11 protein-coding genes and 1 pseudogene are annotated in these 18,397 nt (G+C 60.3%); 2 read left to right on the forward strand and 10 right to left on the reverse strand.

Going from position 1 to position 18,397, the window contains the following annotated elements:
* Positions 1 to 76: 76 nt before the first annotated feature.
* The 5 genes and pseudogenes from purN to B3H65_RS01540 all read right to left on the reverse strand — a co-directional run bounded on the left by purN (position 77) and on the right by B3H65_RS01540 (position 5,004).
* Positions 77 to 844 carry a phosphoribosylglycinamide formyltransferase gene (purN, locus tag B3H65_RS01520; RefSeq protein ID WP_286683855.1) on the reverse strand — a complete coding sequence of 256 codons (768 nt, stop codon included), beginning with the start codon at positions 842 to 844 and terminating at the stop codon, positions 77 to 79.
* The gene (gene purM / locus B3H65_RS01525) at positions 834 to 1,940 is read right to left on the reverse strand and encodes a phosphoribosylformylglycinamidine cyclo-ligase (RefSeq protein ID WP_286683856.1); all 1,107 of its coding nucleotides are present in this window, start codon (positions 1,938 to 1,940) and stop codon (positions 834 to 836) included. Before purM ends, purN begins: the two co-directional genes overlap by 11 nt.
* 47 nt (positions 1,941 to 1,987) lie before the next feature.
* Positions 1,988 to 2,254 (reverse strand): GntR family transcriptional regulator, encoded by a 267-nt coding sequence (locus B3H65_RS01530; protein WP_286683963.1) that lies wholly within the window; start codon positions 2,252 to 2,254, stop codon positions 1,988 to 1,990.
* Between the two features lie 105 nt (positions 2,255 to 2,359).
* A pseudogene (locus B3H65_RS01535) lies at positions 2,360 to 2,773 on the reverse strand (ATP-binding protein); the annotation flags it as partial.
* 584 nt (positions 2,774 to 3,357) lie between these two features.
* Positions 3,358 to 5,004 carry an amidophosphoribosyltransferase gene (locus B3H65_RS01540; protein WP_286683960.1) on the reverse strand — a complete coding sequence of 549 codons (1,647 nt, stop codon included), beginning with the start codon at positions 5,002 to 5,004 and terminating at the stop codon, positions 3,358 to 3,360.
* Positions 5,005 to 5,264: 260 nt separating this feature from the next.
* Between B3H65_RS01540 and B3H65_RS01545 the strand changes: the two genes are divergently transcribed.
* Positions 5,265 to 7,547: a hydratase gene (locus B3H65_RS01545; RefSeq protein ID WP_286683857.1), complete on the forward strand. Its 2,283-nt coding sequence runs from the start codon at positions 5,265 to 5,267 to the stop codon at positions 7,545 to 7,547.
* 79 nt (positions 7,548 to 7,626) lie between these two features.
* Here the strand turns inward: B3H65_RS01545 and B3H65_RS01550 are convergent, their stop codons facing one another.
* The 3 genes from B3H65_RS01550 to purE form a co-directional block, all read right to left on the reverse strand.
* On the reverse strand, positions 7,627 to 8,031 hold the full coding sequence (locus B3H65_RS01550) for a molybdenum cofactor biosynthesis protein MoaE (protein WP_286683858.1): 405 nt from the start codon (positions 8,029 to 8,031) through the stop codon (positions 7,627 to 7,629).
* A 63-nt stretch (positions 8,032 to 8,094) separates the two neighbouring features.
* Entirely contained in the window at positions 8,095 to 9,633 is a 1,539-nt protein-coding gene (locus tag B3H65_RS01555; RefSeq protein WP_286683859.1) for a class B sortase, read from the reverse strand.
* A 75-nt stretch (positions 9,634 to 9,708) separates the two neighbouring features.
* A complete protein-coding gene (gene purE / locus B3H65_RS01560; protein WP_009141851.1) occupies positions 9,709 to 10,182 on the reverse strand; it encodes a 5-(carboxyamino)imidazole ribonucleotide mutase in 474 nt (157 codons plus the stop codon).
* A gap of 189 nt (positions 10,183 to 10,371) precedes the next feature.
* Here purE and B3H65_RS01565 point away from each other — a divergent pair, with 189 nt between their 5' ends.
* Positions 10,372 to 11,676: a putative ABC transporter permease gene (locus tag B3H65_RS01565; RefSeq protein WP_117679706.1), complete on the forward strand. Its 1,305-nt coding sequence runs from the start codon at positions 10,372 to 10,374 to the stop codon at positions 11,674 to 11,676.
* A 206-nt stretch (positions 11,677 to 11,882) separates the two neighbouring features.
* Here the strand turns inward: B3H65_RS01565 and B3H65_RS01570 are convergent, their stop codons facing one another.
* Positions 11,883 to 14,516 (reverse strand): discoidin domain-containing protein, encoded by a 2,634-nt coding sequence (locus B3H65_RS01570; RefSeq protein ID WP_286683860.1) that lies wholly within the window; start codon positions 14,514 to 14,516, stop codon positions 11,883 to 11,885.
* Between the two features lie 18 nt (positions 14,517 to 14,534).
* Entirely contained in the window at positions 14,535 to 17,798 is a 3,264-nt protein-coding gene (locus tag B3H65_RS01575; RefSeq protein WP_286683861.1) for a TIM-barrel domain-containing protein, read from the reverse strand.
* Positions 17,799 to 18,397: the final 599 nt, after the last annotated feature.

The following is an 18,397-nucleotide window of genomic DNA, read 5'->3' on the forward strand; positions in this document are numbered from 1 at the left end:
GCCCCATCCTAATTGAACGGGGCGCAGAAAAATCGCTTTTTTGTTATCGCTCGGGGCGCGCAAGAAACAGGAGAAGCTACTCGGGCAGAATCTGAACGCGGTTGTCCTCATCGACATGTACGCGGCCCGCAGAAAGCAAGTCCACTACCTGCGGATACAACACGTGCTCCACAGCATGGATATTGGCCTCGAGCTCATCCACGCTCATGCCTTCCTCGATGCGCACGGTCTCCTGGGCGATAATGGGGCCCTGATCGTAAACCTCGTTGGCGAAGTGCACGGTCACGCCCGTCACCTTAACGCCGCGATCGTATGCATCCTGGATGCCGTGGGCGCCCTGGAAGCTAGGCAGCAGCGCGGGGTGTATGTTGACCACGCGGTTCTTGAACAGCTGGAGCAAAGGTGCGTGCACCATGCGCATGTAACCCGCCATAACAACGTAATCGACCTGGTGCTTTAACAGCTCGAAGGCGATAACCTCATCGGCTGCCAACGGGTCGGCGTAGACGTCCTTAGAAAGCGTCAGCGTTTGGATGCCCGCCTTCTCGGCGCGCTGCAAACCCTTGGCGGACGGACGGCTGGAAACCACCAGCTCCACGCTCGCGTTGAGCGTTCCGTCGGCAATGCGGTCGATGATAGCCTGCAGGTTGGTGCCGGATCCGGAGATAAGCACGCCCAGCTTGAGAGGAGCGGCGTCGCCCGCTGCACGGCGCTCGCGAATAGCCTGCTGAAGGGCATTGTTATCCAAGGCGTCCTGCGCGGCGCGCGATGTAGCGACAGCGCTATCGATCTCACGCAGGCCGGCAGCCTCAAGCTCGGCGCCGATGAGCTCGTTACTGCTCATCCGTGTACACCACCTTGCCGGTGCCCTCAACGCAGGTACCGACGCGGAACGGGCGCTCGCCCACGGTCTCGAGGGCGGCGACGATATTCGCCTCATCCTCGGGAGCGCAGATGATGCACAGGCCGACGCCCATGTTGAAGGTCTTGCACGCCTCGTTGGGAGCGAGCTGAGCCTGCTGGGAGATGTAGGTGATGACGGGGGGAACGGACCAGCCCATCTTGTCCCCGTCGCGCGTCACCAAAGCGTCTACGTTCTTGGGCAGGGCGCGGTCGAGATTCTCGGTGATGCCGCCGCCGGTGATGTGCGCGAGCGCGTGCACCGGAGCGCCGCCGCGCAGCAGCTCCAAAACGGGCTTGACGTAGATGCGGGTGGGAGCCAACAAGGCGTCTGCCAAAGAAACGCCGCCCAGGTCCTCGCGGACCACTTCGAGCTCGGCACGCTTGGCTTCGGCCTCGGGGGTGCCCGGAACCATGCCGTCGACACCAATGACCTTGCGAACCAGCGAATAGCCGTTGGAGTGGACACCCGTGGAGGGCAGGCCCAAGATCACGTCGCCGGCTTGTACGTTGGCGGGGTCGATCATCTTGGGTCGGTCGACAACGCCCACGGCAAAGCCCGCCAGATCGTAGTCATCGGGGCGCATGACACCGGGGTGCTCGGCCATCTCGCCGCCCACCAGCGCGCAGCCGGCGAGCTTGCAACCGTCTGCCACGCCCTTGACGATCTTGGCCATCTGGGAAGCCTCGATGTGGCCGATCGCCACGTAATCGAGGAAGAACAGGGGCTCGGCGCCGGAAGCGAGAATGTCGTTTACGCACATGGCGACCAGGTCCTGACCCACGGTTTCGTGACGGTCGAGCAGCTGGGCGAGGACCAACTTGGTGCCTACGCCGTCGGTACCGCTGATGAGGATGGGGTCCTCCATGTCCTTCAAGGCTGCGGCGGAGAACAGTCCTCCAAAGCCGCCGATGCCGCCGACTACCTCGGAGCGATTGGTCTCCGCGACCATCTGCTTGATCGCGTCGACGGCGCGTGCGCCCTCGGCGGTGTCGACGCCGGCGTCCTCGTAGGTAACGTGCTTGGATGTGTCGGCCATGTCAGGTTCCTTTCAACCCAGGGATTCCTACTTCAGCATGATAACAGCTAGACCTCTACCTTCTTGTACTTTCTATTTCTATTAGTGGTTGCAGCGGTTGGCATCAACTCGCCCTCGTCCACCAACCGTGCCAACGCGTAGCGAATCTTGGGCAGCGAAACGCCCATCATGCTCGCCAACTCCCGAGCTCCGCGCGTCTCGCCGTCAGACATGGAAGCAACAATCTGCTGGCGCAACTCGCGTGGACGCATGGCTTCGCAAGAATCAATCTCCATGTCCGCCTGCACGTCGACATCCATTTGCGCACGCTGCATCTGTCCCCTATTCCGTTCTTTGCACCCCTGCGGAAACCCCGAAGCCCCCGCCGGCTCACATGGTTTTGCGGAAACCTGCATCTCCTGACGCTTGAAAATGACTTTGAACGAATCCGACTTCGCCACAAATATAGGCACATCCAAGCCATGTTCTTCCATTTCTCGAAGCATGGTGATGATACCCGAGCCCTGGCTTTCCACCAGATAGCCCGCACCGTGCCGCAAAGAAGCAGCGCCCATCAAGCTCATAAGCCTTGCGTTTCGACACCGTGAGCTGCCGTCCGCCAGGGTCTCTAGCGTTTTTCCACCCCACAGTCCTCCGGGATTTGTCACCTCTATCCTATTCGGATAAATATCGACACTCACCGCCTCACCAGCGAACATGGGCGAATACTCTCTGTGTACAACAGCATTTACCAGCGCCTCTCTTAGAACACTCGGAATCGACCTTCCACTCTCAGAATATCTCTCAGATTTGAGAGTAAACGGCAAGCGGGGGCCATCCAGTTCGCAACCCATTACTTAATTACATAGATAGCTGCACGAACAATCGCCGCTTTTCGAATTGCAGACCGGCCCTCATTCAAAATGAAGAAGGAATCGAGCTTTCTGTACGCCAAAAACAAGTCGTCCCGCTTCGGGTTGGTCAATGAGGGCCACGGGGTGGGGATCAGATTTTTATACATGACTTATTTGGGACGAAGCTCGCAATGAAAAATACCGTGGGAGGACCTACAGCTATCAACAAATGTCGCCTAACAAACAGTTTATAGCGTTTTGTATCCATGCAAGCGAAGTGATTGCGTGCGGGAATAGCCCGCCGAGATCTCTTAAGCTACCTGACCACCAATCGCGCAGCGCTTGGAGGAAACCAAGACACCAGTTTGAACCGCGATCAAGCCCGTCCTTACCCACCTCGTGGCACTCATTGACCATCCCGACAAGAGACGGTTTTTCACCTTCGTTTTCACGTGGATACTCCCCCAAGAACACGCAGGTCGCAAAAGGGCTCGATGCATATTCGTAGCCCCAGCCCTCGCCAAAAACAAAAAGGGCGTGGACAACATATCTTGCCCACGCCCTAAAAGTCAGTTTAGCCGCGCCTACGCCTCGGGATGCTCCTCTTCCCAGCTGCGGTCATCCGCCTTATCGACAACGCAGTGGCCGGTGACGGCCTCGGGCTTGGACAGCAGACGGGGCTCGTAGCCCTCGATAAACTTGTCGCGGCCAAAGCTCTCCGGAATAGCCACGGGGTACTCGCCCGTGAAGCACGCGGTGCAGTAACCCGCCTTGGGTACGCACTCAAGCAGCGCGTCAACGGAGAGGAACGCCAGGGTATCCGCACCGATGAACTCGCAGATCTCGTCCACGGTCTTGGTGGCGGAGATCAGCTGACTCTGCTCGCCGGTGTCCACACCGTAGAAGCACGGCCAGATATCCTCCGGGCTGTTGATGCGCACGTGGATCTCTTTGGCGCCCGCCTGGCGCAGCATGCGAACCAGCTGCACCATAGTGGTGCCGCGGACAATGGAATCGTCCACAACCACAATGCGCTTGCCCTCGATAACGTCTTTGAGCGGGTTGAGCTTGAGGCGCACGCCCATGGCGCGCAGCTCCTGCGTGGGCTCGATGAACGTGCGGGCGACGTAGCGGTTCTTGATCAGGCCAGTGCCGTAGGGGATGCCGCTCTCAAAGGCGTAGCCCTCGGCAGACGGCAGGCCGGAGTCCGGCGTACCGATAACCATGTCCGCCTCGACCGGGCACTCGAGCGCCAGCTTGCGACCCATATCATAGCGGCAGGCGTAGATGGACTTGCCGTCCATGATGGAGTCCGGGCGAGCAAAGTACACCTGCTCGAAGATGCAATGAGCGGTCTTCTCGGCCGCGGGCACGCCCTGCTCGGAGACCAGGCCCTCCTTGGAAATGCGCAGGATCTCGCCAGGACGGATGTCGCGCACGTACTCGGCGCCAATGATATCGAGCGCACAAGTCTCAGACGTCACAACCCAACCGGCGGCGCTGGCGACGACCTCGTCACCAACCAGGTCGTCGGCAGATTTGGCGTCGCTGGGCAGAGCGGACGCTGCAGCGGCGGCGTCGGCGGCGGCCACGCCCTCGTCGCTGGTAAGACGGCCCAGCACCAACGGGCGGATACCATGGGGGTCGCGGAACGCGTAGAGCGCCTCCTCGTTGATCAGCGCCATGGCGTAACCACCGCGGATGAGCTCCATGGTCTTGCGAATGCCCTCGCGCAGGTGGTGGGTCTCCTGGGTAAAGTAGCCGATCAACTTGACCGCTACCTCGGAGTCAGAATTGGAGTTAAAGGGAACGCCCAGCTCAATCAACTGGCGACGAAGCTCGTCCGTGTTAACCAGCGTGCCGTTGTGGGCAAGCGCGACAATGACGTCGCCAATGGTGGAGAGGTGGGGCTGCGAGGCTTCCCAGCTCTTGGCGCCGGCGGTACCGTAGCGCACGTGACCAATTGCAAGCTGGCCGGAAAGCGCGTCGATATCGGCGTTGGAGAACACATGGCTCACCAGGCCCAGGTCCTTACGCACCATCACCGTGCCGCCGTCGCCGGAAGCGATACCGGCGGATTCCTGGCCGCGGTGCTGCAGAGCGCGAAGACCAAAGTACGTAAGGCGGGCGACGTCGCGATCGGGCGCCCATACGCCAAAGATGCCGCACTCCTCATTCAATTCATCGGTAAGCTGCTCGTCGACTTCGCAACTCGTAACGGTCCCGGCCATATTGGCCGCGCGGACGGTTTCTTGAGACATATCTTCCCCTGTCTGCCTCTTGGACGAGAAATACCCATTTATTATACGCACCCGTCCCTTAGGTACCCCCTGCAACTCGCATGCCTAAAAACGCTCATCTTCGTTAATTCGCATAAGGCTGCTTAAGAGCTGCGAAAATGCGCTATATGATTGACTACCAACTGTTTTGTCGTTTCGGACCGCACGCATACGGCATAAAGTGCGGACGAGGATATGCGCAAGGAGATGACATGGACGGCGTAACCCTTTATGACGGCGGCGTCTACCTGCTACAAGGCACCACCGTTGTACCCCAGAACGACCATGAGGCACTGATTGGTCTTACGGGCGGCGTGCCCAACCGCGAGGAAGCACGCCGCGGCACCATCGCCCACGGTATCATGCAGGCCCACAACGCCTCCGGGGACGAGTCGCGCCTCAAGGTCACCTTCGACTGCCTCACCAGCCATGACATCACCTACGTGGGCATTGTCCAAACCGCCAAGGCGAGCGGTCTTGAGAAGTTCCCCATGCCCTACGTGCTCACCACCTGCCACAACACCCTGTGCGCCGTCGGCGGCACCATCAACGAGGACGACCACCTCTTTGGCCTCTCCGCCGCAAAGCACTACGGCGGTATCTACGTACCCCCGCACATGGCCGTTATCCACCAGTACATGCGTGAGATGATGGCCGGCTGCGGCAAGATGATCCTGGGATCGGACTCCCACACGCGCTACGGCGCCCTGGGCACCATGGCGATTGGCGAGGGCGGCGGCGAGCTGGTAAAGCAGCTGCTGGGTCAAACCTACGACGTTGCCACCCCGGATGTAGTCGCCGTCTACCTTGAGGGCTCCTGCCAGCCCTTTGTTGGCCCGCAGGACGTGGCGCTCGCCATCATTGGCGCCGTCTTCTCTTGCGGCTACGTCAAGAACAAGGTGATGGAGTTTGTGGGCCCCGGCGTCGCGACCATGACCACGGACTTCCGCAACGGCGTGGACGTCATGACCACGGAGACCACCTGCCTCTCCTCCATTTGGCGTACGGACGATGACACGCGTCGCTACCTTGCCGACCACGGACGCGCGGACGATTACCGCCAGCTTGATCCGGCACACGTCGCCTACTACGACGGCTGCGTGCGCGTGGACCTCTCCAAGATCCGCCCCATGATCGCCCTGCCCTTCCACCCCAGCAACGTCTACACCATCGACGAGCTCAACGCCAACCCGCGCGACATCTTGGCGGAGGTCGAGCGCGCGGCGGACAAGATCGCCGGCCGCGAAGGTTCGCTGGATCTTATGAGCAAGGTCAACTCCGCCGGCATCCACGTGCAGCAGGGCGTAATCGCCGGCTGCGCGGGCGGCAACTACACCAACGTCATGGAGGCGGCCAACGCGCTGCGCGGCAAGAGCTGCGGCTCCGGCGAGTTCGCGCTCTCCGTCTACCCCTCGTCCCAGCCGGTCTTCGCGGACCTGGTCAAGAAGGGCGCCGTCTACGACCTCATGCAGGCAGGCGCCATCGTTCGCACCGCGTTCTGCGGCCCCTGCTTTGGCGCGGGCGACACGCCGGCAAACAACTGCCTGTCCGTGCGTCACACCACCCGCAACTTCCCCAACCGCGAGGGTTCCAAGCCCGGTAACGGCCAGATGTCCGGCGTGGCGCTGATGGACGCCCGCTCCATCGCCGCCACCGCTGCCGCAGGCGGCGTTCTCACCGGGGCCGACGCGCTGGATTGCTGGGGCGACGTTCCCGAGCACGAGTTCGATGCCACCTCTTACAACAACCGCGTGTTCTGCGGCTTTGGCTGCGGCAAGAAGGAAGACCCCCTGGTCTACGGCCCCAACATCAAGGACTGGCCGCAGATGGAGCCCTTGGGCGAAAACCTGCTGATGCAAGTCTGCTCCAAGATCATGGACCCCGTCACCACCACCGACGAGCTCATCCCATCCGGCGAGACCTCGTCCTATCGCTCCAACCCGCTTGGCTTGGCCGAGTTCACGCTCTCCCGCCGCGACCCGGAGTACGTGGGCCGCGCCAAGGCGTTCGCCGCCGTGGAGTCGCAGCGTCTTGAGGGCGAGCTTGCCGCCGAGGTTGCCGACGCGTTTTCGGCAGCCCAGCAGGTCGAGCCCGCGGCATCGCTTGGGAACACCGAGATGGGCAGCATGATCTACGCCGTGAAACCCGGCGATGGCTCCGCCCGCGAGCAGGCTGCCAGCTGCCAGCGCGTGCTGGGCGGCGTGGCCAACATCGTTGAGCAGTACGCCACCAAGCGCTATCGCTCCAACGTCATCAACTGGGGCATGCTGCCGCTGCAGTCCGATGACGCCCCTCAGTTCGAGGTGGGCGACTACGTCTTCATCCCCGGCGTGCGCAAAGCCGTAGAAGCGGGCGAGGAGCGCTTCGCGGGCCACATCATCCGCAACGGCCAGGTAAGCGGCACCATCGACCTGTACATGGCCCCGCTTACCGCGGACGAGCGCCAGATCATCCTCGACGGCTGCCTCATCAACTTCAACCGCAACAAGAAGTAGAGCGGTGCCCAACCCGCCTAATCGCGCAACCAAAACGGCGACGTCATCCTATTCGGTGGCGTCGCCGTTGCCTTAAAGCCTACGCGGGCTTCTCGACCTCGCTCACGCATTCGTTCTTGATGGTGCCCACCAGCGACTGCAGGGCATCGATCACGCGGGGACGAATATCGCCGCCAATGAGCACCAGCATAATGTCGTCGCCCAGCTCAAGCTCGCCACGGTTCAGCCACACGCGCACGTATTCAATGCCGGGCAGGGCGCGCGCCTCCTCGACGGCCGCCTGCACGCGCTGCTCGTCGTAGTCAAAATGCATGCCGGCAACCTTCTCGCCCGCAGCGACGCCGTCGGTCTCGATGCCGCGCGCCTGGGCTTTTGGCGTCTCGCGCACCGTTCCGTTATGCACAAGGTACATGCCGCAGTTGCGAAATCCAGGGTCCTGCTTAGCCTCGCGCAACCATTCATCGATCGAGGGCATGGTAGCCATGGGTCTCCCTTCTGTTTCTCCCAACAGATATATACCTATTGAGTTAGTAGTTTTATTGACTGGCTATAGTCTATCAATCCGCTTCTCGATGGTGCACACCATGGCGGCGCGGGTGGTACGGGGGATGATTTCTCCAGAACACGTCACCAGGGTCAGCACGTTTTCCGCACTCGCCTGACGCTCGTCCACATCTTCCGCCACGGCCTTAGCCATGCCCCGCATCGTCGTCAGATGGCTCGAGAACGCACCCTCGTCCTCAAACGTAGCGATGCGCGCATCCGTAAAGGTGTCCTCCACCAAGCAATCCATGAGAGGTCGGCACACGTAGGTGGCATCGCGCGTCATGTAGTAGACCGCATCGATCTGGTCGAATTTATCCTGGTCAAGTGCGTAATCGATGGCGCGGAACATCTTGCCGTCCTGCGTATGGTGTCCATACAGCGTGGTCTGCTGGTCGATGCCGCCCGGCGCGGTGTCATCGCAGTCCATGAATACGGTGCCAGACCCATTGGGCGTACCGTCGAACAGCTTGCGCAGGTAGGTGGTGTTATCCGTGGTCTGCACCACCGGGTAGTTGATGGGCGTGCCCGGCACGTAAATCCATCCCACCACATCAGGATTGATCGCCTCAAGCTCATCAAAATCCACGCTTGGCAGGTCATCACCGGCGGTATCGGTCACCACATAGGTCTCTAGCTGGTCATACGTTGCCTGTGCCTCGCGATACCCCAGTTGTGCGCGCACAAAGATAAAGGCGGCGGCCAGCAACAGGACCACACCGACAACAATCAGCACCACGGGCAGCACATCGCGCCAGCCGCGCGGCGCCTTCTTTTTGGACGAGGCCCGCCTATCGGCCACGCCATTGTTCGCAGCGCCCTTCGCGCCCCTCTTTTCTTGCCGCCGGGCCCCTTTGACTGCAGGCGCATGGAACGAGGATCGCTTGGAATACGCCGGTGCCAACGGCGTCGCCCCGCTTGCAAGCGTCGCCGCACCGCCCAGGGCGCGCGCGGAAGGCTCCGCTGCGGGAGCTTGCGAACGCGTGGCAGCGGCCGCGGTTGCGGCCGCGGTGAACTCTGCGGTGTCGGCGGGCTTGGGCGCGGCAAGGACCTCTGATCCATGGGACAAAGGCTCGGTCGCCGCATGGGAGTCGGAGATGTCGATCGCCGCGGTGGTGACGGAGGCGGCGTCCGGCTTTTCAGGGGCACCGTGCTTGGGGACAGCGGGCACGCGCGAAGACACGGGACCGAATGCGCCGCTTGAAGATGAGAACCTGCTACCGGCAGGACGGGTAACCTGCGGCCGGCCATCGTCCACATGGCCCTCGTCCACATGGGCGGATGCAAAACGGGCGCCAGCAGGCCGTGAATCGGCAAAACGCGCACCGGCAGGCCGCGGCTCTTCCTCGTCCATAGCGGTGCGCTGGCGAAAACGCCTACCGGCTGCGGCGCCGCCAACCGTGGTGGGCGCGGGCGCAGCGGCCCCATCGCCCTGGGCAAAGTGCCCGCCTGCAGGAACCATGCGGACACGGCTGGAGCGGGTGCTCGATACGCTAAGATCCGCAACAAGGCGGTCGACGTCGCGCTGGTTGTTTTCTGCCATACGTAAGGTCTCCCTATCATGCAAAAAGCGCAGCGCACCATCGCTGATGCACCGCGCTTACAGAGGGCGAGAATGCTAGGCCTGAGCCATCTCGTTTTTGAGGTTAACGATCGCCTCGCGATACTCGGGCATGGTAGCACCCAGAATCTGCGTGGCGTAGATGGCCGCGTTCTTGGCTCCATTGATGGCAACGCAGGCGACGGGCACGCCGGAGGGCATCTGCACCATGGAGAGCAGGGAGTCCATGCCGCCCAAATCGCTCGTCTTCATGGGAACGCCCACAACCGGTAGCGGGGTAAAGGCGGCGACCACGCCGCCCAGATGCGCGGCCTTGCCGGCGGCGGCGACAATCACCTTGATGCCGCGGTCGGCCGCGGTCTCCGCCCATTCGTGAACTTTGTCCGGCGTGCGGTGCGCGCTGGCGATGACCAGCTCGTAGGGAACGCCCAGGCGCTCCAGCTCAGCGGTGCAGCCCTCCATAACGGGCAGATCGGACTTAGAGCCCATGATGATTCCAACAAGCGGGGTCTTCTCGGTATTCTCGGCCATGGTGCCTCCCAATAGACGGTGTCGATAGACAGCTTCTTCAACCCCTTCAGTATACCGACTAGCACCCTTCCAACAGCGTACGGGATGCATTCCACCCCACAGGCAAGGCCAAATGTAGAGTACGCGCTATGCAAAACGGGTAAAATCCCTCGAGTTATCAATCATCGCATCAAAACAAGGAGCACCTCTGTGAGCACCTCGAGCGACTCCATCGAAGCCGCGCGGACAGACTACGGCCTGCCGGGCAACGATCTCAACCCCAAGACCCCTACCGCCGAGCAGCTAAAAACCATTCCCCTCATCGTCCGTGTCTACGGTGCCCTGTGCGCGCTGGACGGCATCATTTCGCTACCGCTTATGGGTGCCTACTTTGGCATCATGGTCTATCGCCTGGTCATCGGCCAAGAAGACGTTCTCATGGGCACGGACCTCACGCTTACGGTGAGCATGACGGTCATAGGCTCCATCTTGGCTTTCGTCGCCTCGGTCGCCCTCATCCTTTTTGGTTGGACGCTCATCAAGAGCTACCGCCGTGATGCGGGACGCTGGGCGTATGCGCTCATCGTCATGACCATCGGCCAGATTCTTATCGACGTCATGCTGCAGGGTATCGGCGTGCACCTTATTCGTCCCGCCATCCAGCTCGCCATCCTCACGGCCCTGTCGGCCACCATCGACCCCACCCTGCACGAAGAGCGCGACCTACAGCGCCGCCTGCGCGACCTTGAAGACCGCGAGGCAGCAGAAAAAGGCATGCTTGGTCGAGACCTCACTGGCGGGGGCTACATCAAACTCAACTTCTTCAACCTCTTTTGGGTCTTTATGGTCTGCTGCGTGCTAGGCCTTATTATCGAGATCATCTTCCATATGGTTTGGGTTGACCCCGGCGTCTACCAGGACCGCGCGGGCCTGCTCTTTGGTCCCTTTAGCCCCATCTACGGCTTTGGCGCCGTACTTCTTACGGTGGCCCTCAACCGCTTCTATAAAAAGAACTTCCTCATCATCTTCTTGGTTAGCGCCGTCATTGGCGGCGTGTTCGAAGCCGCGGTGAGCTGGTGGATGCAAACCTCTTTTGGCGCCATCGCATGGAGTTACTCCTACGAGCTCTTGCCCGGCATACCAGACCCCATGGCGATCTTCTTCCACGGGCGCACCTCTACCCCCTTCATGATTATGTGGGGCATACTGGGCCTGTTCTGGATCAAGCTGTGCCTGCCGCGCCTGCTCAAGGTCATCAACCTCATCCCCTGGAAGATGCGCTACTCGCTTACCACCGTTGTCACCGTCCTTATGCTGGTCAACGGCGTTATGACGCTGCAGTCGCTGGACTGCTGGTTCTGCCGCGAAAGCGGACTGGCGCCCAGCTCCCCCGTTGAAGAGTTCTACGCCCAGCACTTTGATAACGAGTACATGGCGCACCGTTTCCAGACCATGACCATCCACCCGGATTCCTCCAGCCGCGTGGATTCACCTGTGCCGCAAGACGCTCAGTAGCGTTTTTGGACGATAACTAGGCCCGGCCATCCCTCGACATGGGGTGGCCGGGCTTTTTTCATCCGTTCCGTCCGACAGACAAGGGCGACCAGCTCACATGGACATCGCTCCGCCACCCATCTCCATAAACAAACGGCGCCCCGATACCGAGGCGCCGCCCTTGCTTATTACTTGCTGCTTGTTATAGCACCGCCATCAACAACCGGCTACTTGCGCTTGCGACGCAGCCATGCGCCAATAGCTGCAAGGATGCCGCCGCCCGCAGCGACCGGAACCGCAACCATCAATGCGGGGTCTCCGGTCTGGGCGAGCGCGCCGCCGGAAGGCTTGCCGTTGGGCTTTGCAGAACCGCCCTGGTTAGAACCGCTCTGACCGGTCTGTCCTCCCTGCTCGCCAGGCTGTCCACCTTGGTTTGAATCTTGGTCACCGCCCTGGCCGGGCACATCGGGATCAACAGGCTTGTCGGGGTCCGGGTTCTCCGGATCGGGATTGCCCGGCTTGTCCGGGTCCACGGGCGGATTGGGATCCGGATCAACCGGAGGATTGGGATCCGGGGTCTCGGTAGTGGGCTCATCTGCGCTATACAGCTTCACCTCTGCCGCCGACGCATACTTGTTGAGCTCCGCTGGGTTAGAAGATCCAGCTTTGGTGATCACCAGCTTGATGGCAGACGTCTTCACGGGTTCGAACGTCATCTGCTTGTACTCGTCGCGCTTATCGAGCACAGACCCGTTGTTCTTGAATGTGAAGGTCCCCACCTTTGCATACCCGTCGTCCCCCGACGCAGCATCGGCATCGAGCGTACGGACCTCGGGCGTCCCGGCCGGCTTGCGCGCATACACCTTCGCCTCGAAGATGTCGCCGTTCACGCCGACGTCTTGCCGCGGAAGGAAGGTGATGTCGCTCACCCAGGTCTCCTTGCCAAGATCGAACACAAGGAACTGAGGCAGGGTTACGTCGGCGGCATAGCTCGAATGCCACAAGGTTTTGGGATTTCCATCCACGGCGCCCTCTACGGGAGACTCCGACGCAGAGCTCGATGCACTGACGGCGTCCGCTTTCAGGTCGATCTTCTTGCTCTCGTCCACCGGTCGGAACACCAGGGCGGCCAGCGCATCGTTGATAGCCTTGGCGGCGTCTGCCACCTCCTGCTTGGTAGCACCCTCCTTCTTCAAGATGGACTCGCCAGCCTTCACAGCGTTGTCCAAAGCCTTGTAGCTCTGCTCCTCGCATAGGTCTGCCTTGACCTTCTTACCAGCCTCCACGGCGTCTACCAGCGCGGACGCGTCCACGCCCTTCTTGACCTCCACGGTATAGCTGGCGGTCTTGGTCTCATCCAGCACGGACTTCACCGTAATCCGAGCGGTACCCGGCGCGTTGCCGCGCAGATACCAGGTCACCGAATCGCCGGACTGAACAGGCACCACGCCTGCGACGTCGGGCTCATCGCTCTCCACGGTGAAGAACGGGTAGCCAACATCAGGCAGTATGGTCGCCCCGACCTTTGTCAGCTCGTTCTCATACAACACCTTGGCATTGGAATCGTCCAGCTTCACCTCGTCCACCTTGGGAGCGGCGTCGGTGTACTTGAAGTCGATCTCACCGATGGTCAGCATGCGGTTGTCGGGCCTCTCAAGCCCAGTCGCCTTACCCGTGGATGTCAGCGGGGTGATGACCACGCTTTTCACCTTTTTGGCGGCATTGGCCTCGGAAATAGCGAAGGTATAAACCTCCGCAGGCGAGGAGAAGGCACCGTCCTTGAACTCCTGAACGGTATCGTCCTCAAAGGTTACGATGGCCTTGAGGCTGGTGATGGAACCGTTTGCCGCGGCAGCTCCGTTGGTAAGTGCGATCTCATTCGGTGCTCGAGGCTCCTTGAGCGTGAAGCCGAGATTGACCGGCAGACCCACGCGCTCGTCGAAGGGTTTGTCGGCATAGTAGTACTTGAGCTCGAAGCCTCGATCGTTCTGCCCGTTGAACAGCGCGGCACAGCTACCCTGTTGCACCAGCTCCTTCACGTTGTCACCGGAATCGGAGGGCAGGGCTTCGTTGGTCATGGTGATGTTGAACGAATCCTGACCAAGCTCGCCGGAAGACTGCGTGGGCTTCTCGGGGAACGTGATCTCGCCCGTGTTCTCGATCTGGACAAAGTCGCCCGCGGGGCCCACCGCGATGGATATTGCGCCCAGATTGACATCGGTCTCCGCCTTAGCACGCAGCTTGAAGTTGGCCACCACGCCGGAACCGTTGAAGAGCGGCTTGTCGCCACGGTTGGCAAACGCCAGGTTCACCGTGTCCTTACTCTTGTTGAGCTTGGAGAGATTCTCCATCTCGAGCAGATCGGCGGACTTGGTGATGCTGTTGTCGACCAACTCGAATTTGGACGAGTCGAAGCTCACGAGAGCGCCCAGCGCGTTGGCGTTTGCCATATCGCTTGCGATCAGGTCTACCGAAACCTCCTCGCCGGCGGCGACATGGGTCTTGCCCGGAGCAACCAGCAGATCGCCGGACACGGCGCCTTCCTTCTTGGTTCCGCCGTCGAGCGCCGCCATGGTAAAGGAGTGATCGTACACATCGTAGGCATCGTTGCCGTTGAGGTCGGCGTAGCGCTCCTTGATCTGCTTGGCGAAATCGCTGTCCTTAGCGTCGAGCGCCAGGTAGTTCATCATGTTGGTGTAGTCGCCCTCGGAAACGGACTCGGACATGGTGCTCGACCCAACCGCCCAAGGGGCGGAGCCGTCGACCTTGTATACCGCCAGCTCGCGAGCCGAGAAGAAGCCGCCGACGCTCTCAAGCGGGGTCAAGCGCACGTAGCGGGCGGCCCGACCTGCCAAAGACACGGTCTTGACGCTGTTATCCTAGCGCCAAGAAACTTCTTCGGACGTCCAGTGCTGACCGTCCAGGGAGGTCTCGACGCGCATCTTGGTCACGGTGCCGTTGGCCGCGTCCTCGCGCGGATAGTACTCGAACTTGTCCAGCTTGAACGCCGAGCCGTAATCGAGCGTCAACGTCTTGCCCAACGCGCCCTCGGAGGAATGGAAGTGGTCGGCATCCAGGTTGTGATCAAGGGCGCGCGCCTCGGTCATACCGGCATAGTAGTCACCGGTCCAGGTAGTCGCCTGCGGCGTGGGCGCGTTGCGCCACGGATCCTCCAGCGTCTGGCCGCTCACCTCTTCGCTCCACTTTGAATAGCCCTCTGCGTTTCGCGAGCGAATCTTGAAGACGTGTTGAGAGTGGTACTCCAAGTCGGTCAGCACGTAGCTCTCGGCATCGCCCATGGAGAACACCTGGCCGTCGACCTCGATGTCGTACGACGCGGCATCGGCAACCTTGCTCCACGTAAGCTTCAGGCTGGTAGGCGTCTTGCCGTCCTCGGGAACCTGCAGGGAGGGAGCCTCCAGGCCGGCGTTCTCCTGATCCTTGTCCAAATGCCCGTCGTTCTCAAAGCCTTTGACGACGACCTTCTGCTCGTTGGCGGCGACATCGGTCTTGGGCAGCTTCACGTACACCTTGGGCGTGGTCTTGATCTCAACCTTGCCAAAAGCCTCGTCCTCGGTGGTGGTGTTAAGATCAGGCGACTCACCGTAGCACCACACCGCCTTGTCCGTCGCCGCATCAAGCGCTGCCTTATCGTCCACCCTCTCCACCTGGGCGCCGTTGTAGGTGATGCCAGAGGGAAGCTTAGACACGTTGACCACCACCGTGGTGGTTCGGTTGGAATCGTAGCCGGTATAGCTGCCTTCCGACTTGCCGATGACCAGCGTAGCGGAGCCGTCTTTTACCTCAGAGGTGATCTTGGTAGAGACGTGACCGCCGTAGGAAACCTCGGCCACCTTACCGTAGCCCTCGACCTCGGTCAGATTGTTCTTGATAGTCTCGCCATCATCCTCAAACAGCGTGTACTCGGTCTTACCAGCAGGCCAAAACTCAACGATGCGCTGCGTCTTGTCCAGACCCTTGGTATTGGTCTCGCTGACGTCTTGCGGGTTGTTGTTGGGATGGTACATGGGGACGATTGCGCCGGCCTTCACAAAGAGCGGCAACTTCCACAAGGGCGCGTCAAAGTTGTTGAGCACCTGGCCGCCGCGGTACTGCTTGCCGGTGAAGTAGTCGATCCAGATGGTCGGGTTGTCCTGGTCCCCATAGTTGGGCAGATAGATCTTGTCGCGCACGTCATCGCCAGACTCGGTCGCGCGGGTATCCTTGTACACGGGCGCCACCAAGAACGCGTCGCCAAAGGTGTACTGGTACTGCGTATCCGTGCTAGCGGCGTAAGCGCTGTCATCGCTCAGTAGCATGGCGCGAATCATGGGCAGGCCGGTATCGCCGTTGCCGGTATTGATGTTGGCCGCAGATGCTGCAAAGGTGTAGATATAGGGCATCAGCTGACTTTTAAGCTTGAGGTACATGCGCGAGATGCCGGTATAAGGGTCGCCGTGCGTCATGGGAGATTTGCGGAATGACCCCCAGCCATCCATGTCCAACATGATGGGGGTAAAGGTCTTCCACTGGTAGTCGCGCGTGGCGATAATGGGCGCACCGCCAAAGATGCCATCCATATCCGATCCGATGTTGGGGTTGCCGGAAAGCGACTGGCCGATGTAGGTGGGGATGTGGAAGCGGATGTACTCCCAGTTGCCACCGGTCTGGTCGCCGGTCCAGATGCCGCCGAAGCGCTGCGTGCCGGCCCAACCGCATAGGGTCACGATGTTGGGGCGCACGTCGCCCGCCGTGGTCGCGGTGTCGTACGCCGTTTTGGTACCGTCCAGCGCCATGGAGAAACCGGGGCCAACCCAGGCCACGTCGGTCTTAAGAGTGGAGATGCCGCCGGTCTTGACCTCTTTTTCAAAGTCGCGCAGCAGGTGCCACTTGGTGTCGTTGTTTGAATCCGGGGTGAGGTAGGACTGCGTCCACAAGCCGGTTGCCACGCCATGGCTGTTGGCGAACTGGGTGAACTGCTTAAGGTTCTCCACGTTGGCGTCCACCGCGGCGATGCGCTCCGCAGAGCTCTTGCCCTGCTCGTTCACACCACCGGTCTTGTTGAAACCGTTCTGGCCGTAGCCTGCGCCGTATCCGTCGTTAGGCAGGAACCATCCAAGGGGCATATCCGCAGCCTCGTAGTCCTTGATAACCTGACGGGCGGAGAACTCCTCACTGAAGTTCTTGGTCTGCATGTTCTGGCCGCCGTCGGTGGGGCCGGTGCCGTTGAGGGTCTCGGCCGTAAGGTTGCCGGGAACCACATAGCCGGCACTCATGCCGTACTCGTACTTGGTGGAGCCGGCCTCAGCTGCAGGGGCCCCGTTCTTGGTGGTCCAGGCTTTGCCACCGTCCTGCTTTTCGCTCGACCAGCCGTCGCGGTTGTACGCGTTAAGGTGTCCAAGATAGAAACCATACTCGGGCAGCAACACCGGATTGCCCGTCACTTCAAAGTAATCGCCTAAGAGATCTTGCGCCACAGCCTCGTTACCCTTGGCATCCGCCACAAAGTAGTAGGCATCATATTCAGATTCGCTCTGCGTGGCGCTAACGGCCTTGGAGTCCGTCTTGGCAAAATCATACATGCCGTCGCTAAACGTGTTGCGCAGCACGCCATAGCCCTTAGAGCTCCAGTAAAACGGACTAGGTGAAGCAACGCCGCCATCAACCCATCCGTCGTTGTAGATCTTCACCGCCGAACCGCGGTGCGTAAAGCGGCCGTTCTGCGTGCCGCCGCCAAAAAACATCTCGCCATCTTGGGCCTCAACGGTTTGCGTTGTAGAACCACCAATGGACAGCGGCTCTTTCTCGGCCATCACCACGTTGCCGCCGGACTTAACGCTCATCTTGGCCGTCGCCTTGTCCAGCACAATGGTGGTCGACCCCGCGCTGATAAGGAACGATCCATCCTTATCCTCAACCGTTACCTGCGGCTTTTTATAATTTGACGAGGAATCTGGCTGCTGGGGAATACGGGCCTTGTGAGCCTCATTGCGCGGCGCGGCATACTCGCTGAACTCACCTTTAGGATCAACGTTATAGCGGAAGATGTCTTCCTCTAGAAAGGTGACCTTTCCCTGAACGTCATTGTTGAACGTGATGTTGACCACGTTTTTGTTTTTGAAGTCAACCTGCGCGGACTTCACCTGGGTTAGAGACCCCTGAAAGCTGGCTTTTGCCGCATTGTCCGCATACACATGGGGTGCAACGGCTACCGCCCCGGAAAGCGCTGCCGCAATCGCAAGCGCGCTACCCCATGTTCTACCGCTGAGATACCATCTACTTCTCACCCGTCGGGCTCCTTCCTGACGTTGCGCCCTGATTGGCGACATGATTTGGGCGCCTGTTTCCAAGCGATAAGAGGTATGCAATCCATTGCGCTAAAGCAAAGAGAAAGCCAGAGGATAGTATTGTTTTGGACATGTGTTATTTATCGTACATCCGTAAGAGATATACATATTTCTGCGAGCGGCATACGTGATGGACAGCCATCGTACTGGCTCCCTATTATGCATACCATGAGGTTGCTTTTATCAATACCAATTGGTTTAGTGTGATATCAATCTCACAATACACGCAGGTAGAGGCACTATGGATGGTTTTTACGGATAAGACGCGAAAATACAATCATCCTAGCGCTGAATAAAAACATGCAGTTTGCGCCGTGCACCCAATAGAGAAATCGTCCCGCCATCGCATGACAGGATGACTGCCTACTCTTTTTTTCTAGAGCAAAAGTTTTTAA

It is taken from the genome of Collinsella sp. UBA1693, from assembly GCF_002320115.1.
Lineage (GTDB): Bacteria > Actinomycetota > Coriobacteriia > Coriobacteriales > Coriobacteriaceae > Collinsella > Collinsella tanakaei.

Excerpts from the sequence above, each read along its gene's own strand:
- purN (WP_286683855.1), bottom strand. The coding sequence starts at position 844 with ATGAGCAGTAACGAGCTCATCGGCGCCGAGCTTGAGGCTGCCGGCCTG.
- purM (WP_286683856.1), bottom strand. The coding sequence starts at position 1,940 with ATGGCCGACACATCCAAGCACGTTACCTACGAGGACGCCGGCGTCGAC.
- B3H65_RS01530 (WP_286683963.1), bottom strand. The coding sequence starts at position 2,254 with ATGCAGCGTGCGCAAATGGATGTCGACGTGCAGGCGGACATGGAGATT.
- B3H65_RS01540 (WP_286683960.1), bottom strand. The coding sequence starts at position 5,004 with ATGGCCGGGACCGTTACGAGTTGCGAAGTCGACGAGCAGCTTACCGAT.
- B3H65_RS01545 (WP_286683857.1), top strand. The coding sequence starts at position 5,265 with ATGGACGGCGTAACCCTTTATGACGGCGGCGTCTACCTGCTACAAGGC.
- B3H65_RS01550 (WP_286683858.1), bottom strand. The coding sequence starts at position 8,031 with ATGGCTACCATGCCCTCGATCGATGAATGGTTGCGCGAGGCTAAGCAG.
- B3H65_RS01555 (WP_286683859.1), bottom strand. The coding sequence starts at position 9,633 with ATGGCAGAAAACAACCAGCGCGACGTCGACCGCCTTGTTGCGGATCTT.
- purE (WP_009141851.1), bottom strand. The coding sequence starts at position 10,182 with ATGGCCGAGAATACCGAGAAGACCCCGCTTGTTGGAATCATCATGGGC.